The 21,347-nt window shown below is 64.9% G+C and carries 26 protein-coding genes; 17 read left to right on the forward strand and 9 right to left on the reverse strand.

Translation table 11 applies throughout. From position 1 onward, the window contains the following. Positions 1-47 precede the first annotated feature (47 nt). Both CP958_RS21040 and CP958_RS21045 read right to left on the reverse strand, forming a co-directional pair. The gene (locus tag CP958_RS21040) at positions 48-524 is read right to left on the reverse strand and encodes a hypothetical protein (protein WP_096704132.1); all 477 of its coding nucleotides are present in this window, start codon (positions 522-524) and stop codon (positions 48-50) included. An 85-nt stretch (positions 525-609) separates the two neighbouring features. Next, the gene (locus tag CP958_RS21045) at positions 610-1,221 is read right to left on the reverse strand and encodes a copper chaperone PCu(A)C (protein WP_170959052.1); all 612 of its coding nucleotides are present in this window, start codon (positions 1,219-1,221) and stop codon (positions 610-612) included. Positions 1,222-1,286: 65 nt separating this feature from the next. Between CP958_RS21045 and CP958_RS21050 the strand changes: the two genes are divergently transcribed. Continuing rightward, the gene (locus CP958_RS21050; protein ID WP_096704134.1) at positions 1,287-2,024 is read left to right on the forward strand and encodes a pyridoxamine 5'-phosphate oxidase family protein; all 738 of its coding nucleotides are present in this window, start codon (positions 1,287-1,289) and stop codon (positions 2,022-2,024) included. Between the two features lie 245 nt (positions 2,025-2,269). Then, the gene (locus CP958_RS21055; RefSeq protein WP_096704135.1) at positions 2,270-4,123 is read left to right on the forward strand and encodes a phosphoenolpyruvate carboxykinase (GTP); all 1,854 of its coding nucleotides are present in this window, start codon (positions 2,270-2,272) and stop codon (positions 4,121-4,123) included. 196 nt (positions 4,124-4,319) lie between these two features. Here the strand turns inward: CP958_RS21055 and CP958_RS21060 are convergent, their stop codons facing one another. Continuing rightward, positions 4,320-4,787, reverse strand: a complete 468-nt coding sequence (locus CP958_RS21060) for a hypothetical protein (RefSeq protein WP_242443028.1) — start codon at positions 4,785-4,787, stop codon at positions 4,320-4,322. Between the two features lie 212 nt (positions 4,788-4,999). On the opposite strand from CP958_RS21060, the gene CP958_RS21065 reads away from it, so the two are divergent. The 7 genes from CP958_RS21065 (at position 5,000) to CP958_RS21095 (ending at position 10,587) form a co-directional block, all read left to right on the forward strand. Beyond that, positions 5,000-7,006, forward strand: a complete 2,007-nt coding sequence (locus CP958_RS21065) for a TonB-dependent receptor (protein WP_096704136.1) — start codon at positions 5,000-5,002, stop codon at positions 7,004-7,006. An 8-nt stretch (positions 7,007-7,014) separates the two neighbouring features. Then, positions 7,015-7,728: a DUF4198 domain-containing protein gene (locus CP958_RS21070; RefSeq protein WP_170959053.1), complete on the forward strand. Its 714-nt coding sequence runs from the start codon at positions 7,015-7,017 to the stop codon at positions 7,726-7,728. A gap of 95 nt (positions 7,729-7,823) precedes the next feature. Further along, entirely contained in the window at positions 7,824-8,429 is a 606-nt protein-coding gene (locus CP958_RS21075; protein ID WP_096704138.1) for a glutathione S-transferase, read from the forward strand. Positions 8,430-8,431: 2 nt separating this feature from the next. Then, complete coding sequence (locus CP958_RS21080; RefSeq protein WP_096704139.1) at positions 8,432-8,857, forward strand: cupin domain-containing protein; 426 nt, start codon at positions 8,432-8,434, stop codon at positions 8,855-8,857. Continuing rightward, a complete protein-coding gene (locus CP958_RS21085; RefSeq protein ID WP_096704140.1) occupies positions 8,854-9,330 on the forward strand; it encodes a hypothetical protein in 477 nt (158 codons plus the stop codon). Before CP958_RS21080 ends, CP958_RS21085 begins: the two co-directional genes overlap by 4 nt. Before the next feature lies 1 nt (position 9,331). Next, a complete protein-coding gene (locus CP958_RS21090) occupies positions 9,332-9,997 on the forward strand; it encodes an HAD-IA family hydrolase (RefSeq protein WP_242443030.1) in 666 nt (221 codons plus the stop codon). Then, positions 9,994-10,587, forward strand: a complete 594-nt coding sequence (locus tag CP958_RS21095; protein WP_242443031.1) for a uracil-DNA glycosylase family protein — start codon at positions 9,994-9,996, stop codon at positions 10,585-10,587. The genes CP958_RS21090 and CP958_RS21095 overlap by 4 nt, the downstream gene beginning before the upstream one ends. Positions 10,588-10,648: 61 nt before the next feature. On the opposite strand, the gene CP958_RS21100 is transcribed toward CP958_RS21095, so the two are convergent. The 3 genes from CP958_RS21100 to CP958_RS21110 form a co-directional block, all read right to left on the reverse strand. After that, the gene (locus tag CP958_RS21100; protein ID WP_197706433.1) at positions 10,649-10,975 is read right to left on the reverse strand and encodes a hypothetical protein; all 327 of its coding nucleotides are present in this window, start codon (positions 10,973-10,975) and stop codon (positions 10,649-10,651) included. Then, positions 10,972-12,063, reverse strand: a complete 1,092-nt coding sequence (locus CP958_RS21105) for an IS5 family transposase (RefSeq protein WP_096704228.1) — start codon at positions 12,061-12,063, stop codon at positions 10,972-10,974. The genes CP958_RS21100 and CP958_RS21105 overlap by 4 nt, the downstream gene beginning before the upstream one ends. A 94-nt stretch (positions 12,064-12,157) precedes the next feature. Beyond that, positions 12,158-12,921, reverse strand: a protein-coding gene (locus CP958_RS21110; RefSeq protein WP_096700011.1) for an IS5 family transposase whose coding sequence is annotated in 2 segments (ribosomal slippage) — positions 12,158-12,591 and positions 12,591-12,921 — 765 coding nt in all. Because the reading frame shifts where the segments join, the coding sequence is not laid out codon by codon here. Positions 12,922-13,296: 375 nt separating this feature from the next. Here CP958_RS21110 and CP958_RS21115 point away from each other — a divergent pair. The 7 genes from CP958_RS21115 (at position 13,297) to CP958_RS21140 (ending at position 16,401) form a co-directional block, all read left to right on the forward strand. Then, entirely contained in the window at positions 13,297-13,764 is a 468-nt protein-coding gene (locus CP958_RS21115; RefSeq protein ID WP_096704141.1) for a helix-turn-helix domain-containing protein, read from the forward strand. A 95-nt stretch (positions 13,765-13,859) separates the two neighbouring features. Further along, on the forward strand, positions 13,860-14,255 hold the full coding sequence (locus CP958_RS26090) for a hypothetical protein (protein WP_141400597.1): 396 nt from the start codon (positions 13,860-13,862) through the stop codon (positions 14,253-14,255). 18 nt (positions 14,256-14,273) lie between these two features. Then, positions 14,274-14,507, forward strand: coding sequence for a hypothetical protein (locus tag CP958_RS21125; RefSeq protein WP_096704143.1), 234 nt, complete (start codon positions 14,274-14,276; stop codon positions 14,505-14,507). Positions 14,508-14,564: 57 nt separating this feature from the next. Then, the gene (locus CP958_RS26095) at positions 14,565-14,903 is read left to right on the forward strand and encodes a hypothetical protein (protein ID WP_141400598.1); all 339 of its coding nucleotides are present in this window, start codon (positions 14,565-14,567) and stop codon (positions 14,901-14,903) included. A gap of 104 nt (positions 14,904-15,007) precedes the next feature. Continuing rightward, on the forward strand, positions 15,008-15,259 hold the full coding sequence (locus CP958_RS21130) for a hypothetical protein (RefSeq protein WP_141400599.1): 252 nt from the start codon (positions 15,008-15,010) through the stop codon (positions 15,257-15,259). Continuing rightward, positions 15,259-15,849: an AAA family ATPase gene (locus CP958_RS21135; protein WP_096704145.1), complete on the forward strand. Its 591-nt coding sequence runs from the start codon at positions 15,259-15,261 to the stop codon at positions 15,847-15,849. Before CP958_RS21130 ends, CP958_RS21135 begins: the two co-directional genes overlap by 1 nt. Before the next feature lie 288 nt (positions 15,850-16,137). Next, entirely contained in the window at positions 16,138-16,401 is a 264-nt protein-coding gene (locus tag CP958_RS21140; RefSeq protein WP_141400600.1) for a hypothetical protein, read from the forward strand. Positions 16,402-16,516: 115 nt separating this feature from the next. On the opposite strand, the gene CP958_RS21145 is transcribed toward CP958_RS21140, so the two are convergent. Next, complete coding sequence (locus tag CP958_RS21145) at positions 16,517-18,079, reverse strand: recombinase family protein (RefSeq protein ID WP_096704147.1); 1,563 nt, start codon at positions 18,077-18,079, stop codon at positions 16,517-16,519. A 375-nt stretch (positions 18,080-18,454) separates the two neighbouring features. Between CP958_RS21145 and CP958_RS21150 the strand changes: the two genes are divergently transcribed. Next, positions 18,455-19,066 (forward strand): hypothetical protein, encoded by a 612-nt coding sequence (locus CP958_RS21150; protein ID WP_096704148.1) that lies wholly within the window; start codon positions 18,455-18,457, stop codon positions 19,064-19,066. Positions 19,067-19,133: 67 nt separating this feature from the next. On the opposite strand, the gene traI is transcribed toward CP958_RS21150, so the two are convergent. Continuing rightward, the gene (gene traI, locus CP958_RS21155; protein ID WP_096704149.1) at positions 19,134-20,924 is read right to left on the reverse strand and encodes a TraI/MobA(P) family conjugative relaxase; all 1,791 of its coding nucleotides are present in this window, start codon (positions 20,922-20,924) and stop codon (positions 19,134-19,136) included. After that, on the reverse strand, positions 20,921-21,292 hold the full coding sequence (locus CP958_RS21160) for a conjugal transfer protein TraJ (protein ID WP_096704150.1): 372 nt from the start codon (positions 21,290-21,292) through the stop codon (positions 20,921-20,923). The genes traI and CP958_RS21160 overlap by 4 nt, the downstream gene beginning before the upstream one ends. Positions 21,293-21,347: the final 55 nt, after the last annotated feature.

Consider the following 21,347-nt stretch of genomic DNA (forward strand, 5'->3'; position numbering starts at 1 on the left):
GGTGGCTGGTCGCCACCAGAGCGAAGCTGAAGATTAGTTCGGAAGGCCTATACGCTCAGATCCACGCCGCGCCCGGACGAAGCCGAGGGATTGGGCGAGAGGATCTCGTACTCCACCGAGCGGGACTTGCCCGACAGGGCCGAGGCACGGCTGGCGGCGTCGGAATAGGCGCTGTTGGCATAGGCGGTGGCGCCAGCCGTCGTCGTGGACACGCTCTCCGAGGTGGAGGCGGTATGCTCCTGGGCCAGGGCCTGGGTCAGGAAGGTGGAGGATTGGCGCGGCGTGGCATCGCTGCCCTGCTCGCCCCGGGCGTTGAACGGCTGTTGCTGTTGCGGCCCGGCCTTGGTCTCGGCGGCCTGTTGCCGCTGCTGGGCGGAGGATTGCTCCTCGACCTGGGTATTGTCGCGGGGGTCGAAGCGGTTGCTGACCGATTGGGTCGCCGCCACATTGCCGGCACGCAACGCCTTGATCGCATCGATCAGGTTGGACGTGCTGCCCGAGCCGGTGATGGCGCCAATGGACAAGGGTTCCGCTCCGCCGAAGGATTAAGAAAAAGATAATACCCTTTGGCGGAGGGAATTAGCAATCGGGTGGAATCCCGGTATGCGTTTATTTCGCCGTGCCGTGCATCTGCTCGTGCATGGCGCGGTGGTCGGGGTCCTTCATGTGCTCCTCATGCATGGCGCGGTAGGCCGGGTCCTGCATGTGCTGCTCGTGCATGGAGGGATCGTGGCCCGGCATGGCGGCGGCGGGCGGATTGGCGCCGGGTGGCGGCGCTCCCTGGGCGATCACCGTCACCGGTATGGTGACCGGCGCCGATTTGGCGAAGGTCAGGGTCAGCGGGAAGCTCTGGCCGGCGGTCAGTCGGGCCTTGAGGCCGTCGAGCATGACGTGCAGGCCGCCGGGGCTGAAGCGGACGGCCGCGCCGGGCGGCAGATCGATGGAGTCCTGCCGCTGCATCCTCATGCTCCCGTCGGCGTGGACGTGGCGGTGGAATTCCACTTTGGCGGCGGCCGGCGAGGCGGCGGAGACCAGCCGGTCGGCCTCGGTCCCGGTGTTGGTCAAGGTGATGAAGGCCATGCCCACCGGAGTGTCGGGGCCGGTGGCCCGCGCCCAGGCATCCGCCGCCCGGACCAGCACGGGAGCCGAGGGCTCGGCTGCGCCGGCCGGTTGCCCCCAGCCGAGGGCCAGGGCGAGGACGATTCCCAGAACGGTCTTCATCTGCGATGATCTCCAAGACGGGGCGCGGGACGGCGCCATTGAACTCCGGGGACGGGGGGAAAGCAATGAACGAAAAGCCCGAGACAGCCCCGGCTGGGGGTCTGCCCGCCAACAACCGCACGGCGCTGCGCCGGGTGGCGCGGGCGGCCCGCAAGGCGGCGCTGGCCACCAGCATGGAGGGGCGCCCCTATGTCTCGCTGGTCACCCTGGCCTTCGATCACGACCTGTCGCCCATCCTGTTGCTGTCGCGGCTGGCCGACCATACCCGCAATCTGCTGGCCGACGGGCGGGCGGCGCTGCTGCTGGACGGCACCGATGGCCTCGCCAATCCCCAGACCGGGCCGCGCGTCACCCTGACCGGGACGGTGGCGGAGGAGGGTGATCCCCGATTGCGCCGCCGCTTCCTGGCGCGCCATCCCGGCGCGGCGCTCTATGCCGGGTTCGGCGACTTCGCCATCTGGCGGATGAACGTGGAGCGGGCTCATTTCGTCGGCGGCTTCGGCCGTGCCGTGTGGTTCGACGCGCCACTGGTGCCGCCCGCGGACGCCGCCTTCATGGCCGGCATCGAGGAAGCCGCCCTGGCAGAGATTAATGACGGCCATCCCGATCTGGTCGCCACCCTGGCGGCTCGGGCCGGCGGCGGGCCGGCCGGTGGCGGCTGGCGGCTGGCTGGAATCGACCCCGACGGGTGCGATCTGGAAGCGGGGGAAGAGGTGCTGCGTCTGCCCCTCGACCAGTCGCCCGACGAAGCGCGTTCACCACTCGCCTGCCTGCAAACCCTGGTGGGAAGCCAATCTAACTGATGCTGCAAAGTCGGCCACCTGGATCGCTTTTGAAGCGTCATTCTTAAAAATGGGTGAATTTTTCCCACCAAGAGCATTGCTCGCGAGGCGTCGGGCCGCTATCTTCGCGTCCTCTTTCGCGGCGGCGGCGCAATCCTCAAAAAAGCGCCTGACCGGCGGCCGGTCCAAGGAAGGCCCGATTGCTTCGGGGGTATCGTCCCCCGGGCGGCGGGAGGATCGGGTCCTCCGGTCTTCAACGGAGTAGGATGGAAATGACCAAGAGCGGTATTCCTGGCGGAACCACCATGAACGCCAAATTGCTGGCGTGGATCGACGAGATGGCGCGGCTGTGCCGTCCCTCCGGCATCCACATCTGCGACGGTTCCCAGAAGGAATACGATGCGCTGTGCGAGATGATGGTTGCCGGCGGCACCATGATCAAGCTGAACCCGGCCAAGCGCCCCGGCTCCTACCTGTGCCGCTCCGATCCCCGCGACGTGGCGCGTGTCGAGGACCGCACCTTCATCTGCTCGCACAACAAGAACGACGCCGGCCCCACCAACAACTGGGTCGAGCCGCGCGAGATGAAGGCCCGCATGACCAAGCTCTACGAGGGCTGCATGAAGGGCCGCACCATGTACGTGGTGCCGTTCTCCATGGGTCCGCTGGGCTCGAACATCGCCCATATCGGCGTGCAGATCACCGATTCCGCCTATGCCGCCGCCAATATGCGCATCATGACCCGCATGGGCCAGCCGGTGCTGGACATCCTGGGCAGCGACGGCGAGTTCGTCGAGTGCCTGCACTCGGTGGGCCAGCCCCTGGCCGAGGGCGAGAAGGACGTCGCCTGGCCGTGCAACCCCGAGAACATCACCATCGCCCACTTCCCCGAGGACCGGCAGATCTGGTCGTTCGGCTCGGGCTACGGCGGCAACGCGCTGCTGGGCAAGAAGTGCTTCGCGCTGCGCATCGCCTCGGCCATGGCCCGCGACGAGGGCTGGCTGGCCGAGCACATGCTGATCGTCGGCGTGGAAAGCCCCTCGGGCGAGAAGACCTACGTGGCCGCCGCCTTCCCGTCGGCCTGCGGCAAGACCAACTTCGCCATGCTGGTGCCGCCCAAGGGCTTCGAGGGCTGGAAGATCTACACCGTCGGTGACGACATCGCCTGGATCAAGCCCGGTCCCGATGGCCGCTTCTACGCCATCAACCCGGAAGCCGGCTTCTTCGGCGTCGCTCCCGGCACCGGCGCCGCCACCAATCCCAGCGCCATCGCCGCCTGCGCCAGCAACTCCATCTTCACCAACGTCGCCATGACCGACGACGGCGACGTGTGGTGGGAAGGCCTGAGCGACGCTCCGCCGGCTCATCTCATCGACTGGAAGGGCAACGACTGGACGCCCGAGTCCAAGGACCCGGCCGCCCATCCCAACGCCCGCTTCACCGCGCCGGTCAGCCAGTGCCCCAGCGTCGATCCCGATTGGGAGAATCCGGCCGGCGTGCCCATCTCGGCCTTCATCGTCGGCGGCCGCCTGTCCAAGAACGCCCCGCTGGTCACCCAGGCCTTCAACTGGGCCCACGGTGTCTACCTGGGCGCCACCATGGGTTCGGAGGCCACCGCCGCCGCCGTCGGCCAGGCCGCCATCCGCCGCGATCCCTTCGCCATGCTGCCGTTCTGCGGCTACAACATGGCCGACTACTTCAACCACTGGCTCAACATGGGCCGCGCCGTGAAGAACCCGCCGCCGATCTTCCGCGTGAACTGGTTCCGCCGCGACGAGAACAACAAGTTCATGTGGCCGGGCTACGGCCAGAACATGCGCGTCCTCAAGTGGATCGTCGACCGCGTCCAGGGCCGTGCCCGCGCCGTGGAAAGCCCCATCGGCCTGGTTCCCAAGTACGAGGACCTGGAGTGGAGCGGCCTCGACTATCCGCGCGACAAGTTCAAGGAACTGATGCGCATCGACCGCGAGTCCGGTGTCGCCGACGCCCGCAGCCAGGAAGAGCTGTTCGACAAGTTCTTCGACCGCGTCCCGAAGGAGATGCTGTTCGAGCGCGAGCTGCTGAAGTCGCGCCTGTGGCGCGCTCCCGCCGTGTGGGAGATGGCCAGCGAGGAGATCTAGAGCGGGCGTGCCTTAAATATGAGGCAGGCCGCTCCAGCGCCCGTTGAGGGCGCGGCCAAGGGCGCGGATGCGCCCGCCCGGCGAGGGACAATGACAAGGCCTATAGCGTGATGCACATTTTGGGCATCACGCTATAGCCGGCCGGTCCCGCGACTTGCGTCATGGCCGGGCCAAGCCCGGCCAACCGCGCATCGGATCAGTTGGCGGGATTGTGCTGATCGGAGCTCTCGGCCCCCTGCCCGGAAACGGGCGGGGGGTCTTGTTTTTCGGGGGAGGCGCCGTCGACGGGCTTGGGCGTGTAGGGCGAGACGGCCTGGCCGACGTTGCGCATCTGCTTGATGTTGTCGCCGGACCAGGAGTGGAAGCGCAGCTTGCCGTCGGGGCCGAACATCAGGCCGGCCTCGCCGCTTTTCACGTTCCAACCGCCCCAGATCTGCGATGCGATCGGAATGAAATTGACCGCCCGCGTGCCGGAGCGCTGGGCCACGTAGGTCAGCATGCGCGAGCCGTCGGGCAGAGTCTCGTCGCGGTCGGGCGAGCCCAGGATGGCGACGGCCTCGGGCACGGTGGACTTGCCGCTCTGCAACCGGGCCAGCCTATCGGGATTGGCCCCCGAGCACCCCGCCAGCATCGCCACCGCCGCCACCGTCAACCAAACGCGCATGGAACCGCTCCCCATCTGATACCGGCGCATCATGGCGCAAGCCGGTGGGCTGGGCAATCGCCGGACCATCCTCCTATGCTAGAGGTTCAGGGCGGGGGCGGAGAAAACATTCGGGATTGTCCGCCGGACCATCATCACCTAGGCTCACTCCCTACACGGAGTCGCATAATCTTTTCTGCGGCACTGGAAAGATAGAGGGGAACGCGGTGACGATGATCGGATTGGACCGGCGGGCGCTCGCGCTCGCGGTGATGGGGCTGCTTGCGCCCGCGACGGGAGCCCTGGCGGAGGACGAGGTTCTCGACACCGTGGTGGTGTCGGACAAGGCGGGACGCAGCGCCAAATCCACCATATCGTCCTCGCCGGAATCCTTGCCGGCCTCGGTGACGGTGATGACCGCCGAGGAGATCGAGCGCCGCCCGGTCAGCCACTACACCGATCTGTTCCGTCCGGTGGCGGGCATGACCATCGCGCGCTTCCAGCCCGGCGGGCTGGCGGTGGGCATGGCCATGCGGGGCTATTCCAACGGCAATCACGGCCGCGAGCTGGCTCGGGTGGTGGACGGCATGCCGCTGTCCACGGTGGGCAATATCGGCTCGGCCGATCTCAACTGGATCATGCCCGAGATGATCGAGCGGGTGGAGGTGATCCGGGGGCCGTTCAGCGCCGAATACGGCGAGGACGCCCTGGGGGGCGCCATCAATATGACCTCCAAGCGGACCGAGGCTTCGCCCATGCTTGGCCTGTCGGGCGGCTCGTTCGACACCAAGCGGGGCATGGCGTCCTTCAGCCGCGAGGGTGTCTCCCTGCCCGGCGGGCTGGTGCCCTATGTGGCGGCCGAGGTCTTCCATACCGAGGGCTGGCAGAATAATTCCGCCTATCTGCGTCAGAACGGCTTCGCCAAGCTGTCCAAGGACCTGGAGGGCGGCACCCTTTCGGTGCGCGTGCAGGCTTCGGAAGGGGATTGGGGCGCACCCAATTACTTTCCCATCGCCGCCTACCGCAACGGCACGGTGTCCGAGCGGGCGGCGGTCGGCTCCACCGACGGCGGCTTGAGCGGCATGCGCATGGCGGTGATCAACTGGAAGCCCGCCGATATGGACGACGGCTGGACCGTCAACGCCTATGCCTACAACAACGAATTCATCCGCTACGCCACTACCTACACCACCGGCCAACAGGTGCGCACCACCGATCGCCGCGCCGTGGGCGGCGGCACGGTGAAGCGGACGTGGAGCGGCGAGCTGGCGGGCATGCCCGGCCAGATGCTGGTGGGTGGCGACCTGCGCCATGACGACGCCTCCACCGCCAAGGCCAATTCCCAGGCGCGGCAGTTCCAGTCCTGGCAATACGACGTGGATTACGACCGCACCCTGCTGGCCGGCTTCACCCAGGGGCAGCTGAAGCCCCTGACATGGGTCAAGCTGACCCTGGGCGGGCGTTACGACCAGGCGTGGTTCGATATCGACAACAGGCTGTCGCCCGCCTCCAGCGCCACCCAGGAAACCGGGGCCTTCAGCCCCAAGGCCGGCATCACCGTCACGCCGCTGGCGGGACTGGACCTGTTCTTCAACCACGGCCGCGGCTTCCGCATGCCCAATGTGCCCGACGAATTGCGCACCAACAGCCGCATGAAGGCGCAGAAGGTGACCAGCCAGGAGACCGGAATCCAGGTGGAGCTGCCCATGGACAGCACCGTGCGGGCCACGGTCTGGCACACCACCCAGGATTCGGAAATCCGCTCGGTGGGCGGCATCTACCAGAACCTGGGGGCGTCGCAGCGCGACGGCGTCGACCTGGAGGCCCGCACCCACCTGGTCAGGAACCAGGACGACATGCTCGGCCTCTATGCCGCCGCCACCCGGGTGGCGGCCAAGCTGATCGACCGGGCCCCGTCCACCAAGGTCACTGACGTGCCCGACTACATCATCACCGTGGGCGCCGAGGGCCGGCACGCCTTCGACGACGGCGACCATCTGTCGGGCTCGTTCAACATCCAGGTCAACGGCCGCAAGTACGGCGCCGATGACGCCTCCATCCGCACCAAGCCCTACGAGGTGGTGCAGTCGCGCCTGGAATACGGCTTCGCCTCCGGCCTGTCGGCCTTCGTCGACGGCTCGTGGGTCCTGGGCGACCGCTACGCCGAGCTGGCCTCGACCACTATCACCGTCCAGCCGGAATTCACCGGCATGACCGGCCTCGTCTACCGCTTCCAATGAGGATCGCCATGAAGAGAGTGCTTGTTTCCGCCCTGGCCCTGCTGACCGCCGTCCCCGCCCTGGCCCACGACCTATGGCTGGAGCCCGATGCCGCCGGGGTGAGGGCGGTCTACGGCCACGCCGGCGAAGGCGGCGGCGCCGACCGCCACCGCCTGTTCGAGGTCAATGTCCAGGCGCCGGGCAAGCCGGCGATTTCGCTGCTCGATGCGGTCAGGCCCGGCTCCGAGACCATGCCGCCATTGGTCATTCCGCCCGCCGCCGGGGGTGCCCGGGTGGTGGCGGCCCGCTATGACGGCGGCTTTTGGGTCAAGACGGCCATGGGCAGCCGCAACACCAACCGGCTGAACGTCCCCGATGCCCAGGAAAGTCGCTGGTCGCTGAAATTCGCCAAGCTGGTGCTGCCCGGCGCCCAGGCCTTGGGCGGCGCGGTGGGGCATCGGCTGGAGATCGTTCCCCTGGCCGATCCCTACCGGCTCAAGGCCGGCGAGCCATTGAAGATTCGCGTCGACCTCGACGGCAAGCCGTTGCGGGGCGCTGCGGTCGTCATCGGCACCCCCAAGAGCGAGCAGACGGCCAAGGCCGAGACGGACGGGGCGGGCATCGCCGAGATCCCCTCTTCGCCGGGGACGGTCCTGCTGAGCGTCTCGCGCAAGGTCCCCGGATCCGCACCGCAACTGGCGGCGGAGGACGCCCTGTCGGCGACGCTGACCTTCGCCCGTTGAGCCCGCATTGGTGATAGAACATCGTCGCCCTTGACTCGCGGGGGGCGGGGACCCGAGCATGATGGTCCTGCCCCCCTCGGTTCGGGTGTCCTTCCATGAAGCTGCGCTATTCCACCACCTCGCCCTATGCCCGCAAGTGCTGGGTGGCCGCCGTCGAGATGGGGCTGGAGCCCCGCCTGGACTTCGTTCTGACCAACGCCTGGTCGCCGGACACCGACCTGCCCAAGGACAATCCCCTGGGCAAGGTCCCGGCCCTGATCACCGAAGGGGGCGAGGCGCTGTTCGATTCTCCCGTCATCTGCGAATACCTGGATTCTCTGCATGACGGGCAAAAGCTGTTTCCGCCGGTGGGCGGGACGCGCTGGGAGCAATTGCGGCTGGCCGCCCTGGCCGACGGCATCCTCGACGCGGCGCTGGTCAAGCGCATCGAGGCCACCATGCGGCCCGAGGACAAGCGCTGGAGCGACTGGACCGACCGCCAGAGCCGCGCCATCACCCGCGCCCTCGACGTGATGGAGGAGGAGTGTGCCGGCTGGGGCCGCGATTTCCTGATCGGCCAGATCGGCGCGGCGGTGGCGCTGGGATACCTCGATCTGCGCTTCCCGGCCGAGGACTGGCGCGCCGCCCATCCCAACCTGGCCAAGTGGTATGCCGAGGTGGCCCGGCGCCCCTCCATGGTCAAGACCGAACCCAGGGACTGATCGTGCAGACCGCCGAAGCCATCATCGCCCGGCTGGGCCTCGTTCCCCACCCCGAGGGCGGCCATTACGCCGAGACCTGGCGCCATGCCCCCGAAGGTGGCGGACGGGGGGCGGGCACCGCCATCTATTATCTGCTCAAGGCCGGCGAGCGTTCCCACTGGCACCGGGTCGACGCCACCGAGATCTGGCACTACCATGCCGGCGATCCGCTGCGCCTGCTGCTGTCCGAGGACGGACGGAGCCAGCGGGGATTCCTGCTCGGTCCCGACGTGGTCGCCGGGCACTCGCCCCAGGTGATCGTGCCGCCCGGCTGCTGGCAGGCCGCCGAGCCGGTGGGGGCCTGGACCCTGGTGGGGTGCACCGTGTCGCCGGCCTTCGAGTTCGCCGGTTTCGAAATGGCCCCCAAGGGATGGAGTCCGGGAAAATGATGCTGCGTAGCTTGGCCGTTGCCCTGTCGCTGTCCGTCCTGGCCGCCTGTGCCGGCTCCGATACGGTGAGCAGCCGCTTGCCGCCCGGTTTCGTCTCCGACGCCGCCGAGATCGTCGCCGCCACCGATTGGGCGGCGCCGGAAGAGGTGCGGGTGACCATCGCCGACCATGCCTTCAAGCCCTCGGAATGGACCTTCCACCGCGACCGGGCCACCAGACTGGTGCTGGTCAACGCCACCGATTCCGATCATGGCCTCGCCGCGCGGCAGTTCTTCGCCGACATCGCCGTGGAAAGCGTGCGCGGCGGCGGCCAGACCCTCAAGGGGCCATGGATCGAAAGCCTGTCCATTCCCGCCGGCCAGACCAAGGAATTGTGGTTCGTGCCGGCCCGCTTCGGCGCCTACACCTTCGAATGCTCCGCCATCGGCCACCCCTCCCTGGGCGAGCGCGGCGTGATCGACGTGGTCCGCTGAGATGATGACCCGCGTCGCCGCCCTGATCTTCGACGTGGACGGCACCCTGGCCGAGACCGAGGAGGCGCATCGCTACGCCTTCAACCGCGCCTTTTCCGAATCGGGGCTCAACTGGACCTGGAACCAGGCCATCTATCGCCAATTGCTGAAGGTGTCGGGTGGCAAGGAGCGTATCCTGACCTTCGCTCCCGACGCCTCGCCCGAATTGGTGGCCGGGCTGCACAGCCGCAAGAACCAGATCTACGCCAAGATGGTGGCCAGCGGGCAGGTGTCGTTCCGCCCCGGTGTCGAATCGCTGATCTCGTCGGCGCGGGCCCAGGGGTTGAAGCTGGCCATCGCCACCACGGCGACGCGGGCCAATGTCGAGGCGTTGCTGGGCGCCCGCAAGGCCTTCTTCCATGTCATCGTCTGCGCCGAGGACGTGCGCAGGAAAAAGCCCGATCCGGAAGTCTACACCCTGGTGCTGAAGCGCCTGGACCTGTCCGCCGACAAATGCCTGGTGCTGGAGGATTCCCCCAACGGGCTGGCGGCGGCCACCGCCATCGGCCTCAAGGTGGTGGTCACTCCCAGTCTCTACACCAGGGGGGCGGATTTTACCGGCGCCACCGCGGTGCTGCCCGATCTGGGCGGCATGACCCTGGCCCGGCTGATCGACCTCAAGGGGTGAGCGAAAGCCTGGACGAACTGGCGGCCCGCATGCGGGCCTGCCGGGTGTGCGAGGCCCACCTGCCGCTCGGCCCCCATCCGGTGTTCCGCCTGTCCGCCACCGCTCGCCTGCTGATCATCGGTCAGGCGCCGGGCACCAAGGTGCACGAGACGGGCATTCCCTGGAACGACCGTTCCGGCGACCGGCTGCGCCAGTGGCTGGACCTGGACCGTGACACCTTCTACGACGTCTCGCGCATCGCCATCCTGCCCACCGGCCTGTGCTATCCCGGCCGCCTGCCGCGGGGCGGCGATTGCCCGCCCCGGCCGGAATGCGCGCCGCTGTGGCACCGGCCGGTGCTGGAGCATCTTCCCGACCTGCGCCTTATCCTGCTGGTCGGCTCCTACGCCCAGGCCTATCACCTGGGAGAGCGGCGCAAGGCCACCCTGACCGAGACGGTGGCGGCGTGGCGCGACTACCTGCCGCGCTTCCTGGTGCTGCCCCATCCGTCGTGGCGCACCACCGCGTGGGAGGCGAAGAATCCCTGGTTCACGGACCAGTTGTTGCCCGAGGGGCGGCGGCTGGCGGCGATGCCGGCCCCACTGCCTTGAGTTCGGCGGCGTGCGTCGCCGGGGGCTGGTCTGAACGGGGCCTAGCAGGCTGTTGAAGAAGTCACTCGCGGGGGGCGGTGAGGACGGCGTCGTCGCCGTTGTCGAAGGACAGTTGGATTTCCAGAGTGCCGTCGTCTGTGAGTTCTGCCGATCCTGATCCGTTCACCTCGTCGCCTTCATCGAAGCCCGCCCAGCGGAAGAAGACGATGGTGCGGGCGTATTCGAGGTCCATGCCCGCCTCGATGCAGACGAAGGCGAATTCGCCGTGGCCATTCGCCTCGAGGAGGATGGTGGCCGGGCCGGCGAGGTCGAGGTAGTCGTCATCCCAGATGTCGCTCCCGACGATCCGCCAGCAGCCGAGGATTTGGCAAGCGGCGGGACCGCTCATGGTGCCGCCGCCAGCAGCTTGGGCAACCGCACCAGATTGTATGCAGCCGCCGTGAAGGCGAAGGCCCAATCCACCTTGTCCAGGCCGCGCAGCTTGGTCTTACGCATCCCGGCCACCGTCTTGATCCAGCCGAAGGCTTCCTCGATACGCTTGCGGATACGAATGGACGCGGCGTAGCCGGGATGCCGGGTGGTGCGCTTGTCGATGGCCGAGCGCCGCCGGTTGGTGTTCTGCGCCACATGGGGACGGACGTTGAGGGTGCGCAGCTCCTCGACGAAGTCGGCGGCGTCGTAGCCCCGGTCGGCACCCAGCGTGATGGCGCGGGGCCGGTCGGCCCAGGCTTCGATCATGTCCAACGCCGCCAGTCTCTCTGCATGGCCCGAGACCCGGGTGAGCCTTGTATCCACGATCAGACCCGAGCGGTTCTCCATCAGGCCGTGACCGATGAAGCACAGCTTGGCCTCCATACCCGGCCCCTTGCGGTAGAGCATGGCGTCGGGATCGGTGGTGCTCTCGTGGGTGTCGTTGGACCGCTTCTCGCCCCGGAAATCGGCCGGAGCATTGCGACCGCCACCGCCCTGGCCGTCATCGTCCTTGGCGTCCTTCGGCTTGAAGCTCTTCATCGACGCCCACGCCTCGATCAGCGTGCCGTCCACGCTGAAATGCTCGCTCGACAGCAGCCGCTTGACCCGGGGCTGGGACAGCACGGCGGCCAGGAACTTGGCGGCGATGTCGCCCTCCAGCAGGCGGTCGCGGTTCTTGGAGAAGGTCGAATGATCCCACGCCGGATCGTCGACACCCAGGCCCACGAACCAGCGGAACAGCAGGTCGAACTCCAGCCGCTCCATCAACTGGCGCTCGGAGCCGATCGAATAAAACGCCTGCAACAGCATGGCCCGCAGCAGCATCTCCGGCGCGATCGATGGCCGCCCCGTCCTCGAATACAGCGCCGCGAAGTCGCCCGACAGCACCGCCAGCGCCGTGTCCGCCATCTCCCGGATCGGCCGCAGCGGATGGTCCTTGCGTACCCGCTTCTCCAGGTCAACGTAGGAGAACAGTTCCCCCGACCGCTTGTCCGTCCCGCGCATCATCCCCTCGACCGCAACCCGTTGCCGGGATTGAATCATGCCGATGCCTGATGGGCCATCGGGTTTTTCAACAGCCTGCTAGGCCGTAGACTCATTACGCGGCGCACCAAATGCGCAGGGCGACGAGCTTTACGGCGGCGAGGAAATTCCGTGGGTCTTTGTCATAGCGGGTGGCGATCCCCCGGAAGTGTTTGATCTTGTTGAAGAAGCGTTCGACCAGATTGCGCTGGCGATAGACCCAGGCGGAAAAGGCGAAGGTGCCCTTGCGGTTGGACCTGACCGGGATGTTGGCCCAGGTCTTGTTCTTCTCGGCCAAGGCCCGAATGGCGTTGCTGTCATAGCCCTTGTCGGCCAGCAGGGTTGAGCCGTCGCCCAAGGCTCCATCGAGCAAGGCTTCGGCCTCGACGCTGTCGTGGACCTGCCCGGCGGTCAGGCGCAGGGTGACGGGACGGCCTTCCGCATCGACGAGCGCGTGGATTTTGCTGGTGAGCCCCCCACGGGAACGTCCCATGCTGCCATCGTCGAGAGCCCCTTTTTTCCCGTGGCCCCGTGTTGGTGAACGCGGACACAGGTCGAGTCGATCATGATGATGTCGCCATCGTAAGCCTTGGAGATTTCCTCCAGAAGCCGGTCCCAGACGCCCGCCTTGCGCCAGCGGACGAACCGGTTGTAGCAGGTGGTCGATGGGCCGTAGCGCTCGGGAACTTCCGCCCAAGGCGAGCCCGTGCGGAACCGCCACAGGATACCGTTCAGGACCCGACGGTCATCAACCCGAGGCACGCCGCGAGGCTTGTTCGGAAGCAAGGGCTCGATGATCGACCATTCGTGATCCGTCAACTCGTACCGCCGCCGTGCCATCAATGCCCTCCGTGCCAGAGGGAATCGTTGAATCACGACGCGCGACGAAGGGGAAGCCTGTTTATGAGTTTACGGCCTAGTCTTGTCCGCCAGCTGGCGGGCGGCCCGAGATGGGCGGCTCACCGACTACTCGTTGCGGACGGTCGTGGGTCGCTTGGTCGCCGAGGTCTGGCGTAATATAGAATATGATCAAAATCATAAAATGATGTTGGCCGACTGGCACTGGCAATACCATCCACTTGACCGGTGCTGTGGGGCTCTACCCGGCGGAAATACTGCATCTAGGGCTTCCGCCATGCAGGCCGCCGTGGCTGCTTTCACTGCCCATTACACTGAAATTCAACAGCGTTATGCTCAGCCTGCGGCGGTGGCATCATGACCCCCGAGGGCGCCATCGCCATGGTGGCATCGACCTGGGGGATGACGTCGCAGCACCTGGTGGGTTCCAACAAGGCTCGCCGGTATGTGGTGCCCCGTAGTGTGGCCATGGTGCTGATCCGGGATTGTTTCAGCCTGTCGCTGTCCAAGATCGGCAGTTTGTTTGGCGGTCGGGATCATTCCACGGTGCGGGCCGCCATCATCCGCGTCGAGAGGCTGGTTGGTCAGGATGACAACTTGGCCGACCGCATCATCCAGCTCCGGGCCAGCATTGATCTCGCCGGCATCGACCTGGCGCCGTCACCCGACCAGGCCCGGGCGATGGCCATGGCGATCTCCAGGGCCGTCCGCGCCTCGCTGGTCGCGGTGGCCATGACGCAGCCAGAGCGGTTCCTGGCTGCTGTGGGGGAACTTTGCGGCGCCATTGGCATTCACCCCTCTCCAGAGGACGGAGGCCGGTCATGACGCCTGTTTCGCAATCCATGTACACGGTTCCCCAAACAGCGGCGCTGGGGGCTCTTGCTGCCTCTCCCGTATGTGGTCCCGCCCAGGAGGTGGAAATGCCGTCTAAATGCTGCCGCTGGTGCGGGACACCCCTAATCAATCCGCGCCGTAACCAGGAATGCTGTAGTGGCAAGTGCCGAGAGGATTGGGAGCGGTCCAAGCGGACGCGGCGGAAGCAAGCTGCAGCTGAAAAGCCCAAGGGCGTCTGCCTGTGGTGCGACGGGCAGTTCGACCAGGTGCGCAAGCAGCAGGAGTTCTGCTGCCCCGACCATCAGCAGGCTTTCAACAATTTCTGGAAGGGCAGGGGGCCGGCGCTGGCCAAGGCCCTCCACGCTTGGCGTGTCGGCAAAGCCGAGGGTGGACTTACGAATGTCTGCCGCGAGTTCTCAGCCGCTCGAGAGGAACTGAAGTGCAAGCGGGCTTTGGCACGCAAGAAGATCATCGATAACTGAAGTTGAGGAGCAAGACCCATGAGGAAGTATCTGTATGCTGCCCTGATTTGTGTCCTCTTGGCCTGCATGGGAGCATTGGTTCTGGTCGCCATCAAGACCACTGCCGAAGTCAATGCCGCCGTAGACGATTATCGAGCAGCGAAGGCGGAGGCGACTGATAGAGCCGAGAAGGCTTGCGACCAGGCGCGCCAGGAGGTCAAGGACGGCAAAGCCACGATGACCCAGCTTCTCGCCACCCGATGCAGGCCCTAGGGCAATGAGGTTACCAAGCACAAGCTGCAGTCTATTTCGCACTGCCCAATTGGATGTATGATGTTGTTTCTTGCAATCAAATGGGATGTCGTAGTGATGACAAAGTTTCGCCTATCAATTGCCTCCGCTCTGCTTTTTGCGTTCGCATCGTCTGCCGGCGCCGTGGATATGCCGCCTCCGGTAGGTTTGAATCTTGCGCAAGAGCTTAACAGCCTCCCTCGCCGTGGACTCATCTGCCACCAAGCTGGCAAGGCGATTTTGGATATCGGCAATCTCGACTATGTGCGGCTTTATACTGACGCTGGCGGTGTTTTGCGGCGTGTTGATTTCCGAGTCTGGGCGAGTGAACCGCAGACAATCTCGGTTTCACCGGATACGACGTGCCGGGCTATGTAGTGGTGTTGGGGCTGGAACGGAAATATATCCGGCCCCAATTCCAGAATTTTCTGGACGTCCAATATCGCTAACGATTGAATCGGGCCGCTAAGGAGAAAGACCAAATGACCACAGCAGTTGATTTCGGGAATTTGGACAAGGCGACCGAGGCGGACGAACGGCGTTTCGTTGCGGCTTTCACCAAGGCCCTGGCCAACGACGCCGGCGATGAGGCCAAGCGGCATCTCGCCGCTGGCCGTGCCATCTACTACGGTGACGACCGATATCCTGATGGTGTCGTCAAGGAGTACCCCGATGGGCACCGCCAGCTGGTGACCTTCAAGGATGATCGGGAAGTTCTGATCCGGGATCTGTGATGCACCAGCTTTGGGTCATCGCAGGCCCCAACGGCAGCGGCAAGACCTCTCTGACCCGCCGGCACCTTGCCGGCAAGCTCCCTATCGTCAACCCAGACGAAATTGCCCGCGACCTCAATCCTGATCGCCCCAAAGCCCCGGAAGCCTCCTTGCGAGCCGGGCGCGAGGCGCTGCTGCAGCGTAGGCAGTTGATTGCGGCTCGCCAGAGCTTTGCCGTTGAAACCACCTTCTCCGGTAACCAGGAAATCGCCTTGATCAAGACCGCCAAGGAGGCCGGCTATAAGGTCAACTTGGTGTTCATCTGCACCGATTCTCCTTGGCTCTCCATGGGGCGGATCGCCGTCCGGGTGATGGACGGTGGCCACCATGTGCCCGGCGCCGACGTGGAGCGCCGTTACCAGCGCAGCCTGGCTAACTTGCCCGAGGGTTTAGCCCTGGCAGATCGTGCATGGCTGTTGGACAACACCAGGACACGGATGCGCCTAGTGGCATCCATCGAGCGTGGCGAGGTCAAGACCATGATCAACGCACAGCCCAAATGGGTCCGTCAGGCCCGCCTGGCGGTGCTGGAGCCTGGGTTGTCCCGGTAGTTCTCACAGACCTGTCCCGGTGCCGCCAAAGGTGGTTGCGCCCGCCCGCTGCTCTCGCCAGCCGTGGCGGTGCGGTTCATGAAAGCCCCTTTCCATCAATGCTCAGTTTCGCCGCTGGCGATCCTACACCGGGCCATCGTGGCACCGGCCCAGCTGCGCTGGTCCTGGCAATGACGGATTTCGGCTCCCCCACGCCGGCAGGCCGGCGCGGTCCCCCCAAAATCCTATGCCTGCCCCTCTGTCCCGGTGTCGCGGATCTCCGTCGAAACCGAGATTAGGGAGGCTTTCATGAACCGCACCGCTACTCAGTCCCAGCAGTTCCTCACTTGGATCGGAGAAATCCCCTACATGGTGACCTGGACCCCCGGTACCGAGATTGGAACGCTCTATGGAACCCTCGCCGGCGACTTCATCGGCGCCGGTGATTGGAGCCAGTCGTTTCCGGTGGATGCGGTGGATGAAATCGGCCTCGATCTGTGGGCCACCCAGACGGCCGCTATCTTCCATGCCGCCGCTGCCGGCCAAATCCAGCGCCAGGTTTTGGCCGCGTAAGCGACGTCTGGTGCAATGGCGGCGCTCTCCCGCCTACCTACGACGCCACCGGCCGGGGCAGGGGGCAAGCCCCTCCCCCGGCCGGCGCCGCCCCCCCGGGGTGCTGCGCTTCCGCCTAGCCGTTGGCGAGTTTCCAGAAATCCGGCCAGCGATCTTCCCTCAGGAAGATCTCCATCCGCTCACCCTGATGTCGCTCTTCAATGGGCGTCAGGACGATTCGGTCAAGGACGCAGTCAAACATTAGCCGCATGCGCACCACTGATGCCTCATGCCGGATGTCGCGCAGGAGCCGAACCATCTGGTCCCGGATCTCGGCTTCGCTCGGCAGCGTATAGTTCGGCTGGGCCTGCCGCTCCGCCTGGACCTTCCTCAGCTCGTCCTGCAGATCCAGTATGCGCTGTGTCGCTACCTCGACGTCCACTCCGGCCTCGATGGCATTTACCAGCCGCCCTATGCGCTCGCCGAGATCCACTTCTTTCTCGGCGAGCCGCTTTTGCCGGGCCATCTCACGGGAGAAGGCCGCCTTCAACAGGGGACCAATATCCGGTCCTTCAGCCAGGCGCTTCAAAATGGCCTGAAAGGTCGCATCCAGCAGCGTTGCTTCCTTGGTGCCTCGTGAGTTGCTGCATGTCTTCGCGTATCGATGATTCGAGCATAGATATCTGGTTTCGTTGGCCAGCGATTTCGAGCCGCCGCACTGCCCGCACTTGATCCATCCGGTCAGGGCATGCTGGTTGTGGGTGTTCAGAATCTCCGGCAGGCGGGATTTGCGTGGGGCTGGTTCTTTTGGCTGATCCAGCAACCGTACCGCCTCCCACTCCTTGTCGGAAATGATCCGCAGATGCGGGACATCCTGCTTGATCCATTCCGATGGTGGATTGAGGATCTGGCGTTTCCGGTTCGTCACAGGGTCCCGCACTACGTGCGATTTTCCGAAGACGAGCTTCCCGGTGTAGACCTCGTTCCTGAGAATGCCTTCGGCCTTCTCGGCACCTCCCATGATGGCATTGCGTTTCCACAGGCCGCCAGCCGGTGCCGGAATCCCATCCCGGTTCAGACCCTCGATGATTTCGGCAATCGGCTTGCCGGCAATGTACTCCTTGTACACCCGCCGAATGACAGCCGCCGCCGCCTCGTCGATCTCGCGGACGCCATTGACGTTGCGTCCCTTCCCATCGACCACACCTCGCACCACCCGATACCCGTAGGTGCAGGACGAGGCCGCTAGGCCGGCTGCGATCTTTCCCCGGTGCCCTCGTTTCACTCTGGCCTTCATATCGCGGAGCATGAGCGAGTTCATCGTCCCCTTCAGCCCGATGTGAAGCTCGTTGATTTTGCCCTCGTGGACCGTCCAGATCCCGGCCTTATGATAGGCCAGGGTTTCGTACATCGCAGCAATGTCCTTAAGCGACCTGGACAGGCGGTCCAGTCCCTCGGCAACTACCAAGTCGATATGTCGCCGCCCAACTGCGTCGAGTAGCCGCTTGATCCCCGGCCGCTGCAAGGTGGTGCCGGAAACCGCCGCATCGGAAAACACGGTCACCACGTCAACATCGCCGAAGTGATCGGCAATGGCCTTGCGACACAGGGCGACCTGATCATCCACCGAGGACGGATTCTGAATGTCGGCGGAATAGCGCGCATAAATGGCGACTCTGCTTGGGCGTTCGTGGATCATGGCCGCCCTTATGGCCAGCCGATCATTCAAAGGCAACTAGGCCGTGAGGTTAGGTGAGGACTTCCGGGAGTTTCCGGGAGTTTCTGGAAGTTTCTGGAAGTTTCGCGGTTTTTCTCCTGTCGTGCTGTGGCAGGATAGGCGTGGTGGGGACACCACGCACCGCCCATAGGGGCGGTCAGGCTTATTCGCACCCTTCGGGCGCTCCACGCATTCATGAGAGAATCACGGCGAGGGAACGGGGGGGTGACCCTACATGGCCAGTTCGATGGACACCGAGTTAAGGTGGTTCCATCGAATTGGAGGCCGATATGGCACGCAGGACATTATCCCTTCAGTTAGTCCGAGAGTGAGATTTGGAAAGCAGGAGGTTCAAATATGAGTGACGATTACGCCGTAAGCCGTGATTACGTGGATAGGCTTTTCATCCACGTTTACTGTGATCTTGGTCAGCGTTTTGAGGAAATTAACGCTGGGTCAGAGTTCCGCCTATATCATCAACTGAATATGGCGAGGCTTTGTCGGCAACTTCTGATCGATGGTGCCAATGGGCTGTTTACGCAGGCAAACAGGTATTATCGATTGCCAATTCGCTTCGTGGTTCCAACTGTTGGGCCGGCGCCAGAGGTCTTAAAGTCAATTCCTGAAGCGATCCTGCCATATTGCCCAGACATCAACGCTTTCCCTCCGGGGTACTATCTGCATCCACACAACGTCGATGGCTTCCTCGGGTCATCCCAGATGATTCTTGCAGGCACGCCCGTGAAAAATTCGGACGTGATTAAATACGTGGCGAATGTCTATGGGGGTGTTCACCTCTCACCGAGCATCAAGGATGAAGATGAACGCTTGATCGCCCGTTTCAACGACCAGTGGGCCGTGGGGCAGGACGGAATGGTGCTTTCCATGCTCAATGATATCGTCGCTACCATTTTACGTTCCCTCGCGCCGCTACGCGCTGCCATCGAGGCACATTGCGAAGAAGCCTGAACGATGAGGGCGCGGTTTGAAGCCGCCCCTGTGGGGCGGCTTTGAATAAAGTGTGAAAGGCTGCTCATCATCGACCAAGGCCGCCGTCACCCTTTCCACGGTCGACTCTCTTTGGCCCCCGCTTCGGCTGGCTGTCCAACGCCTCGGCCGACGACAGGGCATCTTCGGTGAAGGCGCCCATGGCCTTAGCTTGGCCAAGATCGACGGGCACCGCTCGGCCCATTCCGACCAGGTCTGCGATGATCTTCGCCTGCGCCTTCTCGTTGTCGACCACCGTCGCCTGACCGCCGACCAGGCCCGCCGCTCGGACGCCCTGACGGGTCTGTCGTGTGGTGACCACGACGATCCGACTTTTCGGCTGTCGGTCCCGTAGCGTTGCTGCGGCGCTGGCCAGCTCGGCGTCTGTGCCGACCACCACGATCGGGGCGCCGGTGTCCTTATGGAGCACCGCCGCCGCCATGCAGTCGCAGGTGATCACCACGGAGCCACTATAGGGATCGGCTTTGCCCAGGTCGTTCCCCGGGTCGATCACATGGGACAGCCCGGGCTTGGCCAGGTCGCCGATGTCCAGGGTCTGACCCTGGACATCCATGGCGCGCAGGCCGTGGATGTATCCCTTCTGGTCGCGGAACGGGAACAGCACCCGCCCGGATTCATCGGCCCTGAGGTCCATCTCTTCCAGGTCTCGCCGCATCCATGTCGCCGCCGGCGGCTTCCATGTCCCGGCCTTGTACCAAGCCTGCAGCGCGTCCCTGGCGGCACTCGGTGGCCGATATCCGCGTGGCTGTCGAGGCTGTCCGAACGTCGTGAGCTCGTCGATGGTGTGGAGCAGTTCCTTGTGGGTCAGCAGGATGCACAGGGCCAAGGGGTCCTTGTGCGCGTCGGCCAGCAGGATGTACTTCCAGTTGCCTACTTTGAGATTGCGCGCCAGAAAGCCCGGCTTCTTCTGCTGGGCGTAGGTCCGCCACAGCCGGGCCTGTGCCGGGTGCCTGGTCATCGGCTTCGCGCGATAGGGCTTCCCTGGCGGCTTTACGACCTGATCCTTCGGTTTCGGCTGGGGCGCCTGATACGGCCCGAGCCGTTCTTCCAAAGCCGCCAGGGCGCACGTCCTGTCGAGTGCGCTGGCTTTCATTCGCCCTTTAGCATCGGTCTGGGCGAAAACGGCGCCGGCGCCGCGCTTCCGCAGCTCCACCGCGTACTCCGCCAGCCCCTCTTGCAGTTTCTGCCATGACCCGGCTTTGGCCACCAGCTCGACGATCTCGGCCTTGTGCTCCACCAGATGGCGTTCGAAGCTCTGCTGCCAGGTCTTCGCCTCGTAATCCCGTGCCTTCGCTGATACGGGATCACGGGCGGCGCCATCGGTCATGCCCTTGTCCACGACCAGGCCGTATTTTTGCTCCATCTCGCGGGCGACCTTGGCCAGGATCTTGAAATCCTGCCGTGGCGTGTGGCTCCGGGCCGTAACCGGGTGAATTTTGTTGATGGCCACATGCATGTGGAAGTTGTCGGTGTTGATGTGGGTGCCGGCGACTCGCTGGTGATCGCCGTAGCCCAGGGCTTCGGCGAAGTTCCGTTCGATGTCCTGCAGATCAGCTTCACTCAGGCGGGCTTGGTCGCCGGCGCGAAACGACACCACCAGGTGATAGGTCTTATCGGCGATTTCCGGTTTGGCCTGCCGGGTGGCCTCGATCTCGATCAGCGCCAGGTCGAGGTCCTGGAGTTGCGCGCCGGCGTCGCAGTTCTTGATCCAGAACTTATCGAGCTTCTCGCCCTTTTCCCGGGCTGCCGCCACGTAGCGCCCCAGGTAGCCGAAATTGTCGCGTACCTCCGGCTTTCGGTCGATCCGCTTGGCGATCACCGCTCGGCCCGGGGATGAATCTGGTAGTGGATGTCTTTCACGGCGGCACTCAGCGCCGCCTGGACCTCGCCGATCTCCACGCGCAGCGCGTCGATCCGCGCCACCATGGCCGGTGGCCAGGTGCCGTCGCTCTCGTCGAGCGCCAGCTTCAGGAGGTTGCCGAGGCGGGCTTGGTCCGCATTGACCTTCAGGAGGTTGCGGATCGCCTCGGCCCCGGCGAACGTGGATGGATCTGGAAGGCGTTCGCCAAGGGCGAAGCGGCGAAGCATTTCGGAAATGGAAAGCTTGAATTGGTCCGCCTGCTTTCTGACCCGTTCCATTTCCTCGTCGGTGAAAGAGACCTTGATGCGGTGACGGTCTGTGGCCATGGTTCACCTGTCCTGAAAGGATGGCCGGCACCACTAGGTGGTGATGCCGGCGTTA

Origin of the sequence: Magnetospirillum sp. 15-1 (genome assembly GCF_900184795.1) — a bacterium.
Classification (GTDB): Bacteria; Pseudomonadota; Alphaproteobacteria; order Rhodospirillales; family Magnetospirillaceae; genus Phaeospirillum.